General features: G+C 56.1%; 15 protein-coding genes and 3 pseudogenes. 7 read left to right on the forward strand and 11 right to left on the reverse strand.

Annotated elements, in window-relative coordinates:
• The 9 genes and pseudogenes from FFS57_RS05410 to FFS57_RS05450 form a co-directional block, all read right to left on the reverse strand.
• A pseudogene (locus FFS57_RS05410) lies at positions 1-249 on the reverse strand (IS5/IS1182 family transposase); the annotation flags it as partial.
• Positions 250-355: 106 nt separating this feature from the next.
• Positions 356-484: pseudogene (locus tag FFS57_RS05415) on the reverse strand (IS5/IS1182 family transposase); the annotation flags it as partial.
• Positions 485-574: 90 nt separating this feature from the next.
• Positions 575-1,405: a helix-turn-helix domain-containing protein gene (locus tag FFS57_RS05420; protein ID WP_249383897.1), complete on the reverse strand. Its 831-nt coding sequence runs from the start codon at positions 1,403-1,405 to the stop codon at positions 575-577.
• A gap of 266 nt (positions 1,406-1,671) precedes the next feature.
• A complete protein-coding gene (locus tag FFS57_RS05425; protein ID WP_137936753.1) occupies positions 1,672-2,286 on the reverse strand; it encodes a LysE family translocator in 615 nt (204 codons plus the stop codon).
• 164 nt (positions 2,287-2,450) lie between these two features.
• The gene (locus tag FFS57_RS05430) at positions 2,451-3,269 is read right to left on the reverse strand and encodes an alpha/beta hydrolase (protein ID WP_249383898.1); all 819 of its coding nucleotides are present in this window, start codon (positions 3,267-3,269) and stop codon (positions 2,451-2,453) included.
• Between the two features lie 109 nt (positions 3,270-3,378).
• Entirely contained in the window at positions 3,379-3,600 is a 222-nt protein-coding gene (locus FFS57_RS05435; protein WP_137936754.1) for a hypothetical protein, read from the reverse strand.
• 529 nt (positions 3,601-4,129) lie between these two features.
• Positions 4,130-4,918 (reverse strand): annotated as a pseudogene (locus FFS57_RS25735) (caspase family protein); the annotation flags it as partial.
• 864 nt (positions 4,919-5,782) lie between these two features.
• Positions 5,783-7,915: an adenylate/guanylate cyclase domain-containing protein gene (locus FFS57_RS05445; protein ID WP_137936755.1), complete on the reverse strand. Its 2,133-nt coding sequence runs from the start codon at positions 7,913-7,915 to the stop codon at positions 5,783-5,785.
• Positions 7,894-8,553: a hypothetical protein gene (locus FFS57_RS05450; protein WP_137936756.1), complete on the reverse strand. Its 660-nt coding sequence runs from the start codon at positions 8,551-8,553 to the stop codon at positions 7,894-7,896. The genes FFS57_RS05445 and FFS57_RS05450 overlap by 22 nt, the downstream gene beginning before the upstream one ends.
• 661 nt (positions 8,554-9,214) lie before the next feature.
• On the opposite strand from FFS57_RS05450, the gene FFS57_RS05455 reads away from it, so the two are divergent.
• The 7 genes from FFS57_RS05455 (at position 9,215) to FFS57_RS05480 (ending at position 13,564) form a co-directional block, all read left to right on the forward strand.
• Entirely contained in the window at positions 9,215-9,574 is a 360-nt protein-coding gene (locus FFS57_RS05455) for a hypothetical protein (protein ID WP_137936757.1), read from the forward strand.
• Between the two features lie 3 nt (positions 9,575-9,577).
• Positions 9,578-10,012: a TonB-dependent receptor domain-containing protein gene (locus FFS57_RS05460; protein ID WP_137936758.1), complete on the forward strand. Its 435-nt coding sequence runs from the start codon at positions 9,578-9,580 to the stop codon at positions 10,010-10,012.
• Positions 9,987-10,331 (forward strand): hypothetical protein, encoded by a 345-nt coding sequence (locus tag FFS57_RS05465; RefSeq protein WP_137936759.1) that lies wholly within the window; start codon positions 9,987-9,989, stop codon positions 10,329-10,331. The genes FFS57_RS05460 and FFS57_RS05465 overlap by 26 nt, the downstream gene beginning before the upstream one ends.
• Before the next feature lie 111 nt (positions 10,332-10,442).
• Complete coding sequence (locus tag FFS57_RS25740) at positions 10,443-10,751, forward strand: hypothetical protein (protein WP_249383899.1); 309 nt, start codon at positions 10,443-10,445, stop codon at positions 10,749-10,751.
• Positions 10,712-10,894 (forward strand): hypothetical protein, encoded by a 183-nt coding sequence (locus tag FFS57_RS05470; RefSeq protein WP_502705896.1) that lies wholly within the window; start codon positions 10,712-10,714, stop codon positions 10,892-10,894. The genes FFS57_RS25740 and FFS57_RS05470 overlap by 40 nt, the downstream gene beginning before the upstream one ends.
• Positions 10,895-10,933: 39 nt before the next feature.
• On the forward strand, positions 10,934-12,298 hold the full coding sequence (gene chrA / locus FFS57_RS05475; protein WP_137936760.1) for a chromate efflux transporter: 1,365 nt from the start codon (positions 10,934-10,936) through the stop codon (positions 12,296-12,298).
• Positions 12,299-12,505: 207 nt separating this feature from the next.
• Positions 12,506-13,564, forward strand: a complete 1,059-nt coding sequence (locus tag FFS57_RS05480; protein ID WP_137936761.1) for a DMT family transporter — start codon at positions 12,506-12,508, stop codon at positions 13,562-13,564.
• Between the two features lie 27 nt (positions 13,565-13,591).
• Here the strand turns inward: FFS57_RS05480 and FFS57_RS05485 are convergent, their stop codons facing one another.
• Positions 13,592-14,065, reverse strand: a complete 474-nt coding sequence (locus FFS57_RS05485) for a YqaA family protein (RefSeq protein ID WP_137936762.1) — start codon at positions 14,063-14,065, stop codon at positions 13,592-13,594.
• A gap of 62 nt (positions 14,066-14,127) precedes the next feature.
• Positions 14,128-15,438 carry a hemolysin family protein gene (locus tag FFS57_RS05490; protein ID WP_137936763.1) on the reverse strand — a complete coding sequence of 437 codons (1,311 nt, stop codon included), beginning with the start codon at positions 15,436-15,438 and terminating at the stop codon, positions 14,128-14,130.
• Positions 15,439-15,582 lie beyond the last annotated feature (144 nt).

Below are 15,582 nucleotides of genomic sequence, written 5' to 3' on the forward strand. Positions count from 1 at the left end.
CTGTACCTCCACGCCACGGTAGCCCAGGTCCACGAAGACTTCCTTGGGTTGACAGCCAGTCAAAATCGCCACCTGTTCCAATGCCTCGAACAGCGTGTGGCCATCGTACGGATGGCCAGGCATGCTGCGCATCCCAACCACCAGGCCTTTCTTGTGCGTGGTAGCGATCGACACCTTCACGCCGAACTCGTAAGGCTAGTACGATTTGCCCTTGGAGATGCACTCGGCCTCCGGTGCGTGCAGAAGGAATTGCGCCCATTTTAGCGAAACCTTGCAAATCTCAGCAGCGTAACTTTCGCTTTTCGCCTTTAGAATCAGGCGAAAGCCGATTGTTCAGGGCCGACATTAAGAACCGCTAACAAAATTTCGCAATAAACCGTAAGCAAATCACGGAGCAAGCCAGCTTCAGCAGCGCGTAATGCGTATCAAGCCTTCGTTCAAAGCGGATGCGCAACTTGCCAAATCCAGCCAGCCACGCATATGAACCGCCCCGGTTTTTGAGGAGGCCTCTTGATCAGAGAGAATAGCGGTATGAAGAAGACACCGCATGGTGGTGTCAGGTGGGGAGACAGTATTACCGCGTTGTGCGATAAGCTCGTCGATATGCGCCAGGTGTAAAGCCATAAGCTTGTTTGAATTGCCGATTCAGGTGGCTTTGATCAGAAAACCCAAGAAAAGACGCCACATCCAGCGGTGACCAGTTGCACTTCAGCAACATACGAGCACGAATCAGCCGCCGTTGCTTGACCCAGGCATAAGGAGGTAGGCCGGTGGCCTGCCGGAAGACCCGTGAAAAATGAAAAGGTGAAAGCCCAACCACCGTCGCGATTTCTTCCAAAGAGGGTGGCCTTGCCAAGCTAGCGTCCAAAAATGCCTTTGCCTCGGTGACTATGCGTGGTTCGCGCCCAGGTTGCTTCAATTCTCCTACCTGCGCATAGCGCTGTAGCAATAACAGCAGCGTGTCGCGCCAATCGGACTGTAGCTGCAATGCACAAGCACCACGTTCGGCAGCGTTATGCAATTTGCTAAAGCATGTAAATAGTTGAGGATCGTTTAATGCGCACGGTTGAAAGCGAGGTAGCACTTGATGGTTAAATGCCAATTCCACCAGCACATCCGCAAGACACTTTTGATCAGGATAGAATCCTCGGTAGCGCCAACCCTGTTCAGCGGCCTTTGCACCGGTATGCACCTCATCGGGATTGAGTAAGACCACGCTGCCAGTCGGCGCCACATACTCGGTACCACGATACCGAAACCGTTGGGCACCCGATTCGATAATAGAAAATACATAGCTTTCATGTACATGGGGGGTGAAACACTGCTTGTCATATTGAGCATGAAGCAATTCCGTGCCCCCCAATGCGGGCACCTGCCAACAACGGACATACTCTTGCAGTTTCATCACCATGGCCAATAGGGCCTTGTATGATGCACGATCATGAACTCACCCAATCTTGCGAGTAACGTTGCCGTAACCATCTGGGATGATGTGGTAGATCCCACAGCCCCACTTGCTTGGTGTTGATGTCCACCAAATGACATGATTTTAACATTACCCGGTAGTCCGCTTGGCGAGTGTTGGTAGATGATGAGCATACCTGATATCTCTGTAATCGAGCGTACACGCTATGTCGCAATAGCCATCGCTGGCACCACGGTTTACAGTTGCTACACCTGTAGCGCCATGTAACCGGCCATTCCAACAAATATAACCCCAACCACCAAGTTAAAAGCAGTGCTATGTTCCAGGAGTCGATTACCTAGATGTTTCATGAGAAACGCATAGGAAAAATGCACAAGGAAGGTGCAAGCCAACAGCAAAACCAGCAAACTACCCATCTGAGCTACTACAGGTTTTTCGGGATCCAGATATCCAGGGAAAAATGACGTAAAGAACAGCAGTGTTTTGGGACTTGTAAACGTCAATAACGCGCCATGCCAAAAATGTCGCCACCCTCCATTGTTCCGTTCCACCAGTTGAACAGCTAAGTTTGTATGAGCGTACTTGAAACTCAGTAGCCCAAGATAGGCAATGTAGATCGCCCCAACATATTGAATGGTTTTAAAGATGACAGGTGATGCGGCCAGTATCGCTGCGATACCTGACAACGCCAACAATGCCACCGCCAACATTCCCACCTGTATGCCGAAAATGATAGGGAGTGTTTTCCGCCACCCAAGATAGGTACTGTAGGTGATAACACTCAAGGTTCCAGGTCCGGGCGTCGCGGCAGCGATGGTACAGGTGAACAAATAAGCTGCGATCTCGGGAATATTTAACATGTGAACTACCTTTGGTTACAGAAGTGGAAGTCATAACTTGTCGCAAGTATCCGCCAAGAGCTTGCCATGACTGTTTGCCAAAGTATTGAATGATCCTGCTGTCGGTGACTGTGTTGCGTCGCCCTGGCCATGATGACCAGCGGTGGTTCACCCAGTTCCTACCCCTAGCGCACGTTTGCAATTTCACTCGTCCAGTCGATAATTTCCTTGATTGAAGCGGATGGTGAGCCAACGTGACTCGAGTCTGGTTCATATAGCTTGGTTCGAATATTATTTGGAAGTGCATCAAACATCTGCCGCTTGACTTTAAGCAGGCCCGGGTAGTCATTTGTCGGGACGATGAACAATACAGGAATGGTCGGGCTCATCCTTTGCACTGCTTTCAACTGGTTCATGGCACCATCCGGATCGAACCAGCTCAAGTATATTTTCGGGGTGGTGATAATCGGATAGATACCCTTGGCGCTTTCAAAATCGAGAAGCCGTGTCTTCTGGTCGCCTTTGCTTTCAGTGACGAGTTTACGGGCTAACTCGACGGATTCCCCCAACTTTTCCCGGAATACCGGGCTGCTCGCGCTACCGCCGGGGGCAATGGCGATAACACCATCGATCGTATGCTTGGTGCCGAAATAGAGTGCGAACAGCCCACCTTGGCTTAGCCCAGCAACAAATACCTTCTGGGCGCCTTTGCCCCGTAGCGAACTCAATACAGCCTCGACCTCGGACTCGGCTGCCTGCACTGTAACATCGTAATTACGCCGTCCAGACCATGGCATTTCCAGATTTGCGACAAGGAATCCCTGCCGTTCAAGCGAGCTAGCTAGGTCAGAGATATATTTCAGCGGAGTACCGCCTTTGCCATGCATCAGCACAAAGCCAATTTTGCTGTTGTTAGTTTCAGCGATCACATTCAGTGGCATCAATGCGCTGACGATTGGAAATATCAGAACGACAAAAAAACGGTAAAAAATGGAAGTCATCATTTCCTCCTTTTCGCCGGGTTTTGTTAGCGGCTCTTAGAACGAGAGTAAGCGCAAAGCAAGCGAGGCCACAACCGCGCACGCGAACAAGCGCTTCCAGACAGCTGGCCAATCAGCCCAGATAACCACCCAGCGACAGTGTCTGCGGCGGTTGCCACAAGGAGGAGCTTAAGAACAAGGTCACGCTGCGCATACTTGTCGGTGATTGTGTGCCAGTAACGTCTGCAGAAAATAGCAGCCGCTTCACTTGCCTTGGTGCCTGATAACCCTTGACCACTACCGTGACAGGGATGCCAGACCTCCCCCACGAGCCGCCCAGCAAGAGCAACAGCACCTGACACCTTCTCTCACTCAAACGCAGGACTACTGTCCGTAGCTTCATATTATTTGAGCCGGTGCAATTCCTGGGTGGACAGACGCCCGTCCTTCTCGACAGATGCTTGCATTGAGGTCCGATTTACGAGCCGGAAGGTCAGGCTCACGATACCCGTGAAGAACTTGATACCAGCCTGGTCGATGGTGGCTGTGAAATGAATCGCCGTTGCCGGTCTGATCGGCGGTGTCTGGACCCCACGCGGCGGACCGTAACCATAAACGCCTTCCACGCGCCCCACAGCGTCAACACTGGTGACGATGACCATGATTTGCCGTCCGGTGCCGTCCCAGCCCGACTCCCCCACCCACGCGCCGATGTAATCGGCGAATTTTGACGTGGGATCGGACTGCGAAACGGGTATTTTCTCCGGTAAGGGAATGCGCAGGCGTTCCGCGGCCGTCCGAACCATGGGATCCATAGACAAAACGTGCTGCTCTTGGGTGTTGAGCACCTGCGCCGAGCCCTCTTTCCGCAGTTCGCTGACCCGGCCCGCGATATAGAACTCGCCATCGATCGGCGAATTCGACACCCACGGCTGCTGCGCGCCTGCCGTGGTGCGCTTTACCTGCAAGCCCACCTCGTTGAACAGGCGGAACAAATCGAGGCCGGGTGTCCGCAGGGTTTGCGCCAGTGCCTTGGTGAACGGACTGTTGCCGTCGGCACCGTCCATTGCAACGCTGCCTGGCTGCGTTGCATACACGAGCAGCGTGCCCTCGGGTGCCTGCATCTGCGCGAGGCCACCCGCCGCCGCGCGCAAGCCACGCCCGCCAAACGGGTTATTGCGGCACGCGTCCAGGATCATGATGTTCAACGTGGTGCCGGCGCCCTCCATCTGGCGCAACACCAGGGAGGCATCGAGGAGCTAGAAATCGAGATCAGCCTCGCGCTCCGGGTTGGCGGTGGTCGGCACCAACCAGTTGGTGCCGCGCACCTGCAGCCCGTGACCGGCGTAGTAGAACAGCGCCACACTGGCACCGACCGCCTGCCGGCCGAATTCCTGCACCGCGCGGTCGAAACCTTGCTTGTCAAGGTCGAGCTGCGGCCCGCCGCCGACCACAGCGAAGCCGAGCCCCTGCAATGTCTCGCCGACGAGCTTGGCGTCGTTCGCGGGATTGGCGAGGTGCGGGATGTTCACGTAGCGGCTATTGCCGACCACCAGCGCGATGCGCTTCCCCGACATGGGTGCGCTGCGCCCTTGCGCGGCGGCCCAGTCCGCCGCTGTCAGCGCCAACATAGCGACGATGGCTGCAACCATTGTGCTTGTTGTCCGCATCATCGCTCCCTATCTCACCCATCCCGCGGCGTTTGAAATCCCGGGTGCTATCTCCTCCCTACCTTCCAAAACCGTCTGTCCAAACCGTACCCCACCACGCTGAGGCAGGCTACCACGACGCGTATCTTCCATATGCGACATGTGTATCTCTCTTCACAGAAAACGCGGGAAAACTTGGTTTTTTCTTCCACGCCGTACGCTTACCATGCCCCCTCGACTGCATCATTAGGGCTTGGAATGTGGTGGATTCGGAGCCCCGCTAAACACCCATTGATTGTATGCAAATCCAGATATGGCTTAATGATAGGCCACTGAGTCGCTGCAACAGAGAAAATGATGCGAATGCCTGCAAGAAAGCTGAAGATTGCAACACCAATGATGGCGAATGTGGGAGATAGATACCCAGCGACGCCCAATTGACCAAAGGCGCCAATAATGAGTCAACAAGCAATTGAAAGGTGGCGACCAAGGAGTCGATAAGTCTTTAACTTATCGCCCTTCATTTCCCTAGCAGTATGATCATCGGCCTTGATCCAGCCAAGAGCATCTTCGTACCGCATGGAGAATCGCAACAAGGTGTGGTGTTTCTTAAAGTGCCGCTAACAAAACCCTTCTGGTGTTGTTGTGCAAACTTGTCGTACTTCATGTACTGCCTTCGTTTGCACACCTAAGCAGAATCACTTCGCTGGGTTTTGTTAGCGGCTCTAAGAAGCCGCGTGTCCGTCAGGAACTCCTACATGGCGGAGTGATCAGCCTGTTTTCACTCACCTGGCACTACCGTCAGCAAAATCCTTGTGCTACATACACTCCGGTTGCTATGTACTACATGTCTCACTCATTGCTGATTGCCTGATTTGCAAACAAGTCCTAGGTTGGGGGCTCAGGTGGTGTCTTCACTTCCAGATTGAAGTACCCTCGTTCGTCATCCCACAAACCCAACTGGTACCAATGAATCAGCACACTCGCATCATGGTGCCATACCTCAGGCGGATCAGGCGGGGGGGTATTTCCAGCCAGTAAGTCGTCACGCCATTGATTCCACTGTTCGATCATCCATGGCTCAACGTGTTCGTCTGACAAATGCACGGCCCAAACTTCCGTCGGCATCAGTCGGCCTTTGACCTTGACGGTGGCAAGGTGGCGGGGACGGTGGCCAAGGGCACTGGCGGTTGGCACCAGCTCCGGCGTCACGAGCAAACGGGATGAGAAGATGCGGGTGAGTGTTTCCAGACGTGCCGCCAGATTGAGCGGATCACCGAGAATACCAAACTTGTGTACGCCATGGCGCGGCCCGATTTCACCCATGAACACCGAGCCCTCTGTCACGGCAATGCCTGCATAGAGCGACTTGGTGGGTGGCATGTTCTGGGCCATAGGTCGTTGTGCCAGCAATTTGAAATAAGCTTTCTGTCGCTGGCTGAGCATGATTGTTGCCCTGAGTGCCCGTTCGCGCTGTTGCTCGGGCTGGTAGTCATCCAGTTCGCCCAACACTGGCCAATAGAAGCACAGCAGATCACCAATATAGCCTTCGAGCCAGGCATCGAAATGCTCCTGCAGGCCGGGGGTGACCTCGTTGAGATAGTCATTGATCAGCTCGAAGATGGCCTTTGCCGACCCCAGTTGATTCGTCAGTTGTGTATAGCCTGCGAGGTCACTCATCAGAACGATGGCGATGGTTTGCCGTCCCGAAAATGGGTCATGAGTGTGTTTCAGCAGCAAACCGCGTATCTGGGGTGGCATAAAGCGAACCAATACAGCATTTTGGTAGGTGTGAAACCACATATGCCCGGCAACGACAATCAGTGCGGCTGCGAGTGCGGCTGTGGCCATGGGACTTGCTGGCAGCTGAGCCCATGGGTAGAGCATGGGACTGAGCCACCAAAGCCCAGCGGCGACGACCAGAGTGGCCATCGATGCGACAGTAAAGCGTAACCAGCCAAAACCAACGGTGGCCACGCTACCTGCCAAGCCAATCAACAGAATTTGGCCCCCAAATGATAGCCCCCGTGGGCCATCGCCGAGCAGCGCAGTTTCGATTCCTGCCTGGGTAATATGGGTGCCGTTCATCAGACCTATGTGTGTATTCAACATACTAAGCAGAGGGGTCGGATGGATATCGACCGATTCTTCCAGCCCCACCAGTTGCGCGAGGATGATTCGACCTGTGACAGCAGGGGCAAGTGCTTGCCACTTGCGAGGATTACAGCTTGCGACGTCAGACAAAGCGACAATGCCGAGGTCATTGGGTGAGGCATGTGGGTTGTCAAAGCGAATCGGGAGGCAGCCTGGCCGCCCATCATTACATCGGCCGACGGAATAGGTTGCAGGGGCGAGACGCGACAGGACTCCACCAGGTCGGGTGTACAGGCTACGGGCGATACCATCTCCGGTCATGGGAAGCATCACATCAACGAAAGCGGGCATACTCTTCCGGTGACCAAATAGCAAATCGTAGGCAGGTGGAGATCGATCTGACAGGGGTTGAGGAATGACCAGATGGGTGCGAGCAGATTCGTCGACATCCAGGGGTGCATGCCGCGGGCGTCCTACGAAGCTAAGACAGGCAGGCTTGCCACGTAAACGACAGATAGTTGGCGGCGTGCCAGTGTCAGGCATGCAGGGTACGAAAGTCTGTTTACGAAAACTGCGTAGTGCAATCTGAGCATCCAGAAAAACATCCCTGGCACCCATGTAGGTCAGTCGTTCGATTGCCAACGCGTACAGGGTCAAGGTCTGTTCACGAGAAACCGATAGGGGGATGCGCTCATCCAACACAAGCCGCATCGTGTGAACATTGGTGCTTCGAAGGTTGTGGGCAACGATCCGGTCGTAGAGTTTGCTATCAAAGATGTCGACATGCAGCCACAATAAACTGGAGCCAATCACCACTGACAACACCATGGCAATGGCCAGCCATAGTGGTTTGGCGAGCGGAATTGGTAGTAATACGCGCAGCTTGATCGAGTGCCACGCGTCGACTATTCGTCGTTGACCAGCCATTCGACAGTGTATTCGGTAACCAGGTCTTTAGGAGGCGGGATCCGCTGGAGCCGGTCGACGATGCACCGAGGGTAGTCGCCTATTGTGGCATCGGGTGCGGCGTTGACGTTGGTCTGTAGCGTGACTGGTCCAGTCCGCGGGAAAATCAGCCTGACGCCTGCGGTCGGCGCTTGACCGGTGCTGGCCCGGCAGAAGTCAACGAGTGGTTTATGTCGATCTAGCCATTGTCGGATCTTGTCCGTGTCAGGGTTCCCGAACGAGCGCATCGCGACTGCTGCGTTGATTGTGACGGCCTGTCGCATGGGGCGAATAGATTCGCTCACGCAAATCAGCGACGGTTCTGTCGCCGACCCACAACGCAGCACATTGCGAGCCCAGATACAAGATGAGTCCAGCGCAATGCGTTGCGGCCAGCTACCGCTTTTGGTTGGGTCAACGTGAAGGCCTACGGCATGCGTACCATTGTTCTCACAGCGTATGTGTGTCCGGCCAGCGTTGTTTGTCTCGGTTTCGCTGATCTCGATGTAGCCTCCTGTATGAATCACCACGGTGCCGCGCCCGACAGCGTCACGGTTGCCTCCACAGGCTGCTCGGTTTTCGAAACGATCACTGTTGGAGCGGTCGATCAACCATAGCATGCAGTTGTCGGCACAGTAAGCGCCAGCTGAAGACATAAAGATCAGTAAGCCAACACAAGTGCATGCTATCCGTCGACGTTGGTGCCGAAACTGATTCGGGTTGGCCATTTTCGCCCCTTGCATGACGGTTGATCTGACCGATATTTGCACTGAATTTGGCTATTGGATAGGTAGATCATCTCGTTACCACTGATAATCAATGTACTCAGGCACGCGAAGTCGACTAGATGACAAGCACAGCATTAGTGCCTCCAAAGTCAAGTGTGCGTATAGGCCAGACGTACAGGATGCCACAATCGCGGTGCTTTCCCTGCTGTGACTTACGTCAGCCATCAACAGATGTGAGATTTAGGCTCAAATACATCACATGAACTCCAGAATTATGCAACACCGCCAACTAGCCTAAGTTCTCGTAAGGCAGTCGCCAACGCGTTATTGATATGCATGTCAGCAATTTTATTTCACTCATCATAGTGCATTTGCCTGCGGCATAACATTGCAAAACTGCATTTACCACTTGTTGGCCGGTAGGCAATTGGGAGACACAAAATGGGTTCCTAGGTGTCGAGGAAAAGCGCGAAACAGCCGAGGTACGCAATGCGGCGGGGGACTTACCAATGGTGCGACCAATGTTGAGGATAAATCGGATCGAATCGGACGCATGGCCGGGCGTTATGATGGAAAAACAAGCTGGGGTAGCTGGTACGCAAAGCTCGTGGTACAGCAAGGCCGGTCTGACAAAGACAAATACATGACTGAATCCAATGGTGCCGGCGCCATCAATAAACACGTGCAGGAAGACGAAAGAATCCGGGAGGACCAGATTTACGCCGGCGCGGGCATTGCGCTTTACTTGGGCAAACATCTACTAAAAGCCGGTGTTGAACTCGACTACGACAAACGCAGGGTTGTCGCCGAAGCCAACAACATGACGACGCCGTTGTCACTCAAAACACCAGGCGCCAATGACCTCTGCACCATCGAAGAGGTGACATCCATCCTCTATTTGCAAGACGAGTAGCGTATCACCGATGCCCATTGGCTGACATCCGGCATCCGTTACGAACGCATTGCACGCAATGCCACGGACCGTAACGGTCTGGCCGACATCGCGCCCAACCCGTCGATGCACTATCGCTGGGCTGTGGCCAATAACACCAACCTACGCGCAAGCATTGCGCAAACGTTCAGATTGCCCAAGTTCGACGACGTCAATCCGTGGGTTACCCAGGCAACAGGGGCTGGCGCTGGCGCTGGCACGCTGACAAACCTGGATAAGGGCGGCAATACCGAGCTGAAAGCCGAGCGGGCTACCGGCATTGAATTGGGGGTCGAGCTGTTCTTGTCAGACAATCGCGGTGTGGTCGGTTTCAATCTGTATGATCGCAAGGCCAGGGATTTCATCCAGAAAACCGCACGACAGGCAGGATTGCGTGCGCTTAGTCGAGCCCCCTTATAACGCAGGGCAGGCACGCTTCTGGGGAGCGGAACTGGATTGGTGCGTGCCCTTGTTGCGCAATGGCGCGTACGAGCTGACTTTCACCGGCAGCCATGCCGAAATGCGCGGCGAGGTATCCAAAGCCAGGACCGGTGGCAATGATGGCGTCAAAGACTTGCCGCCCCAGGTGACCAATGTGGGTTTGGACTGGCGCCATCATCCATCGAAATGGTCTGGCGGCGTCGCCATCAATCGTGCGCCGGCCTTTACAACAGATAGCCTGAATCCTGACGGGATCCGCGAAACCAAGCGTCGGAACGCGTCAACACTGCCAGGTTGAATGCCAACAGCGCCGTCAATGCGGCGGAATCCAAGGTTGAACACTCGAAGGCAACCGTCTTCATTGCATTCGAGAGCCGTTTTTAAATCAGACGATAGCGGAGACCATGCAATGAAACACACCATGCGCAACTGGCATACTGGGGGCAGCCTCGTCTTAGGACTGCCACTGATGCTGGTCGGCTTGACTACGGGCTCGTGGGCGGTCGAGCTACGCAGTCATGTCAGCACCGGCTACCACGGCCGTCACAGTAAGGCGGTCGAGTACCTGAAGGTGGTAATGGAATCGCTCGACAATCCGGACAGACGGCGGGCTCGTCCTGTGCGCGGTGGCGGAGGCTTACGGGGGTTGAGTACGGTGGCAGCCGGGTCGCTTTTGAAGTGTTGCTGGCCAGCTTCAATTTGGCGCAGCCGGCGTTGATCCGCCTCGGGCAGCTGGTGTATTTTCTGGATGTGGGGGATTCCGCCCGCCGAGGCGATGGGCGTAGCATGTGTGCTGGCGGGGCTGCGCGACACCCTCGTCGACGACGATCAACTGCTTGCGGCCGCATCAGCATTATTTGACGGCATACAGGCCAGCTTCAATCAGGACACCAACTCAGTATGACCGCAACCGTTAAACACCCGGCCTCCACCGTCCCGGCCCCACCGACATTCATCAGCTTCTGGCAGGCCTTCCGGTTCTGGCTGAAGCTGGGCTTCATCAGCTTTGGCGGGCCTGCTGGCCAGATCGCCATCATGCACCAGGAATTGGTGGAACGCCGGCGCTGGATTTCCGAACGGCGCTTCCTGCATGCGCTCAATTATTGCATGCTGCTGCCCGGCCCCGAGGCACAGCAGTTGGCGACCTACATCGGCTGGCTGATGCACAGAACTTGGGGCGGCATCGTGGCCGGCGCGTTGTTCGTGCTGCCGTCGTTGCTGATTCTGATCAGTCTATCATGGGTTTACATCGTTTGGGGGGACGTACCGGTCGTGGCCGGCTTGTTCTACGGGATCAAGCCAGCAGTCACGGCCATCGTGTTGCAGGCGGCCCATCGTATCGGTTCCCGGGCGCTCAAGAACCATGGCTTATGGGTCATTGCCGCAGCGTCGTTCGTGGCCATATTTGCGCTGAATGTACCGTTTCCGATCATCGTCGCTGCGGCGGCGCTGACGGGGTACATTGGAGGGCGCGTGGCACCCCAGCTATTTCAGGCGGGCAGCGGTCATGGCCAGGCAGGGGCATGTTACGGACCGGCCCTGATCGATGATGACACCCCGACGCCGGTGCACGCGCGGTTTCGCTGGCGCAGGCTCGCCTGGGTGATCGGAATCGGCGCCGCACTTTGGCTTGTGCCCATGGGGTGGTTGGCGGCCAGGTATGGCTGGCAACACACGCTCACGCAGATGAGCTGGTTCTTCACCAAGGCCGCACTGCTGACCTTTGGCGGCGCCTACGCTGTATTACCTTATGTGTATCAAGGCGCGGTGACCCACTATGGCTGGCTCAGCGCCACTCAGATGATCGACGGTTTGGCTTTGGGCGAAACCACCCCCGGTCCGTTGATCATGGTGGTAGCGTTCGTGGGTTTCGTGGGCGGCTACGGCAAGGCCTTCTTCGGGTCAGATGCGATGCTATTGGCCGGCATAGTCGCCGCTTGCCTGGTGACCTGGTTTACCTTCCTGCCGTCTTTCCTGTTCATTCTGGCAGGCGGGCCGCTGGTCGAATCGACCCACGATGATCTCAAATTCACCGCGCCGTTGACTGCGATCACCGCGGCGGTCGTCGGCGTTGTGCTCAATCTGGCCTTGTTCTTTGGTTATCATGTGTTGTGGCCACAAGGTTTTACCGGCGCGGCTGACGGGTTTGCCGCGCTGATTGCAGCGGCGGCTGCAATCACCCTGTTTCGCTTCAAACGCAATGTGATTCATGTTATCGCGACCTGTGCGGTGGCGGGCCTGCTCCTAAAAACCATGCTACTGTGAGGAACATAGCTCCCTTTGCGATGCCAGACGGCGATCGCTATGACATGTTGCAGCAGCAACAGCTGTCATCGGCACTGTCAAGTTGCTTCACGCATAACGTACTAAGGAAAGGCAAGCCGAGACGCATCATTGGTCACCATGTATGGACTGAGTATGGGTTTAGTTGACACCGGCACATGCGGCCGATGGCCTGGAGCAGACTGAAGCATGAAGAAATTGGATTGTTCCGGGGCGGTCTTGGCTGCCTTGGCGGCGGCTGTGTTATTTGGCGGCAGTACGCCGTTTGCCAAGCTACTGGTGGGCGAGCTGTCCCCGTTCATGCTGGCCGGCTTACTGTACTTGGGGAGCGGGATTGGGTTGGGCATCGTGCGCCTGGGTCGAGACCGGCGTTGGCAGCGGCCTGATCTACTTGCTGGCGAATGGCCTTGGCTGCTTAGTGCCATCGCCTTTGGCGGGGTGCTGGGGCCGCTGCTATTGATGATTGGGTTGGCCCATACCAGTGCTGCGACCGCTTCATTGCTGCTGAATCTGGAGGCAGTGCTGACTGCGGCATTGGCCTGGGGGGTGTTTCAGGAAAATGCCGATCGACGCATTGTCGTGGGCATGCTGCTGATCGTTGCTGGCGGGGTGGCGTTATCGTGGACTGACGCGGGCACGACAACCGCCGGGTGGGTGGGGCCGCTGGCCATTGCCGGCGCCTGCTTGGCCTGGGCTATTGACAACAACCTGACTCGTCGGGTTTCCGCTTCGGATGCGTTGTTTATCGCCAGCAGCAAAGGACTGGTGGCCGGTAGCGTGAATACCGGCTTGGGGTGGTTGCTAGGCGCTCCCTTGCCAGATGTCGACGTGGCCGTGTCCGCCATGGTGATTGGCTTGCTGGGTTATGGCGTCAGTCTGGTTCTGTTTGTGGTGGCCCTGCGTGGCCTGGGCAGCGCACGAACCGGTGCCTACTTCTCGACAGCCCCATTTATTGGTGCGGCCATTGCGATTGTGGCATTAGGTGAGGCAACCTCGTTTGGTTTCTGGCTAGCGGCGACATTGATGGGTATGGGCGTCTGGTTACACCTGACCGAGCGGCATGACCATGAGCACCAGCACGAAGCCCAGTTTCATAGCCATCGTCACACCCATGATGAGCATCACCAACATGACCATGACTTTGCATGGGATGGCTCAAAACCGCATACCCACCCACATCAGCACCTGCCATTACGGCATTCGCATGCGCACTATCCGGACATCCATCATCGGCATCGCCACGGCTAATGGATACGCCGCAAGGTAGGCGGGCAGTCAGACAGGCCACCACCAGAGCAGTGCACCGGTCATCACCAGATAGCGGGCGAACTTGCCAATCGCCATGTACAGTACACATGACCAGAACGGCAACCGCAGCCAACCGGCCACCGCACACAGTGGATCGCCAAAGACCGGCAGCCAAGCCAGCAGGCAGGCTTTGGTGCCAAATCGGGCGAACCAGCGCAAGGCACGAGCGTCAGGTGGCGGGTGATGACGTACCCGCTCATAGGTCCGCTCGGCAGCGGCACCCATCCACCAAGTCAGCGCGCCACCGAGCGTGTTACCCGCCGTGGCCACCAGCATGGCAGGCCAGAACAGCGCAGGGTTCAGCTGGATCAAGCCGAATACGGCCGGCTCCGAGCCCATGGGCAGCAAGGTGGCAGAAAGAAAGGCCATCACGAATACAGTACTCAGCCCATACTGCGGTAAGGCCAGGGTGGTGAGCAGTGCGCTCAGCCAGGCTTCCATGACGCCCACCGGTCAGCCACCTCTCGGCGCTACCCGGAAGCAATGCAAGCGCCAGTCCATTATCAGTGATTGCCATGGATGGATGGGACCTCCATGGCGAGGGGTGTCGCCAGTACTTTGTCGATGCGTTTCTCGTCCATGTCCACCACTTCAAAACGCCAGCCATGCCAATCCACATCGTCACCGGTCGCGGGCAGACGGCCCAGTAGTAACATGACCATGCCACTCAGTGTGTGATAACGCCCCCTGCCCTCCTCTGGCACCACCTTGAGCGCCAGCCGGTCTTTCATCTCCGGGATCGGGATTGCTCCATCCAGTAACCAGGAGCCATCCCCCCGTTGCACCGCCCAAGCGTCATCCGCATTGCGCGGCGTAAATTCGCCGGTGACTGCTTCCAGCAGGTCCTGCAAGGTGACGATGCCTTCGATCTCACCATATTCGTCGACGACGAATACCATCTGCATGGTATTGGTGCGAAATTGCTCCAATAACTCCATGCCATTGAGCGTTTCCGGGACATACACGCTGGGGTGTAGATTGGCAGTGAAGTCGGGAATTTCACCCTTGGCCACAAAAGTGAGCGCCTGTTTGGCATGGATCACACCCAGCACATGATTGAGTCCGCCATCGCATACCGGGAAGCGGGCGTGTTCCGATTCGATCAACCGTTGCAGATTGTCGGCTGGTGGTCGCTGAACGTCGAGGTAGACGATGTCCGAACGCGGGATCATCAGCGAACCGAGCTTACGGTCGTCCAGCCGGAACACGTTGCGAACCATCTCGTGCTGATGCTGTTCGATGACCCCGGCTTCGGAGCCTTCTTCCAGCATGGCGTGGATCTCCTCCTCGGTGACGCCGGCCGGCAACCCCTGTCTGACGCCCATCAAACTCAGCAAGGTGTGGGTCGACACGGTCAGCAGCACCACGAACGGGCGGGTGAGCAGCGCCAATACCTGCATGGGGTGTGCTACCAAGCGAGCCACCCGTTCTGGGTTGAGTTGCCCCAGCCGTTTAGGGACCAGTTCACCAATGACGATCGAGATGTACGTTACCACGATCACCACAGTGGCAGTGGCGCCCAAGCTAGCGGCTGGTTCCGACATCCCCAATGATTGCAGCCAGTCCGAGAAGGGGGCGGCCAGCACTGCCTCACCAACAATTCCGCTCAGGATGCCAATCGAGGTAATGCCGATCTGGATGGTGGACAGGAACTTGGTGGGGTCTTCACCGAGTTGCAAGGCGACCACTGCTGCCTGGTCACCGTCAGCAGCCAGTTTCATCAGTCGGGCCTTGCGGGCCGTGACCAGGGCGATTTCTGACATGGCAAAGATGCCATTCAACATGATCAGACCAAACAGGATCAAGGCTTCCATGATTGTATTCCTGGCAGGCAGTGCATGTAATACGGCCAGCGATGTGATCGGTCGGCCAGATGGGTACAGGTCGGCAAGTCGACCAGTTGAGTCACTGGTGAGGTAGGCCAATGGAAGTAAAGGGGAAGTTCCTGACAACATCGA

Source organism: Chitinivorax sp. B, from assembly GCF_005503445.1.
Classification (GTDB): Bacteria; Pseudomonadota; Gammaproteobacteria; order Burkholderiales; family SCOH01; genus Chitinivorax.

Bases quoted from the DNA above. Each gene is read 5' to 3' on its own strand.
- FFS57_RS05420 (WP_249383897.1), bottom strand. From the start codon at position 1,405: ATGAAACTGCAAGAGTATGTCCGTTGTTGGCAGGTGCCCGCATTGGGG.
- FFS57_RS05425 (WP_137936753.1), bottom strand. From the start codon at position 2,286: ATGTTAAATATTCCCGAGATCGCAGCTTATTTGTTCACCTGTACCATC.
- FFS57_RS05430 (WP_249383898.1), bottom strand. From the start codon at position 3,269: ATGATGACTTCCATTTTTTACCGTTTTTTTGTCGTTCTGATATTTCCA.
- FFS57_RS05445 (WP_137936755.1), bottom strand. From the start codon at position 7,915: ATGGCTGGTCAACGACGAATAGTCGACGCGTGGCACTCGATCAAGCTG.
- FFS57_RS05450 (WP_137936756.1), bottom strand. From the start codon at position 8,553: ATGCTATGGTTGATCGACCGCTCCAACAGTGATCGTTTCGAAAACCGA.
- FFS57_RS05455 (WP_137936757.1), top strand. From the start codon at position 9,215: ATGGCCGGGCGTTATGATGGAAAAACAAGCTGGGGTAGCTGGTACGCA.
- FFS57_RS25740 (WP_249383899.1), top strand. From the start codon at position 10,443: ATGAAACACACCATGCGCAACTGGCATACTGGGGGCAGCCTCGTCTTA.
- chrA (WP_137936760.1), top strand. From the start codon at position 10,934: ATGACCGCAACCGTTAAACACCCGGCCTCCACCGTCCCGGCCCCACCG.
- FFS57_RS05480 (WP_137936761.1), top strand. From the start codon at position 12,506: ATGAAGAAATTGGATTGTTCCGGGGCGGTCTTGGCTGCCTTGGCGGCG.
- FFS57_RS05485 (WP_137936762.1), bottom strand. From the start codon at position 14,065: ATGGAAGCCTGGCTGAGCGCACTGCTCACCACCCTGGCCTTACCGCAG.
- FFS57_RS05490 (WP_137936763.1), bottom strand. From the start codon at position 15,438: ATGGAAGCCTTGATCCTGTTTGGTCTGATCATGTTGAATGGCATCTTT.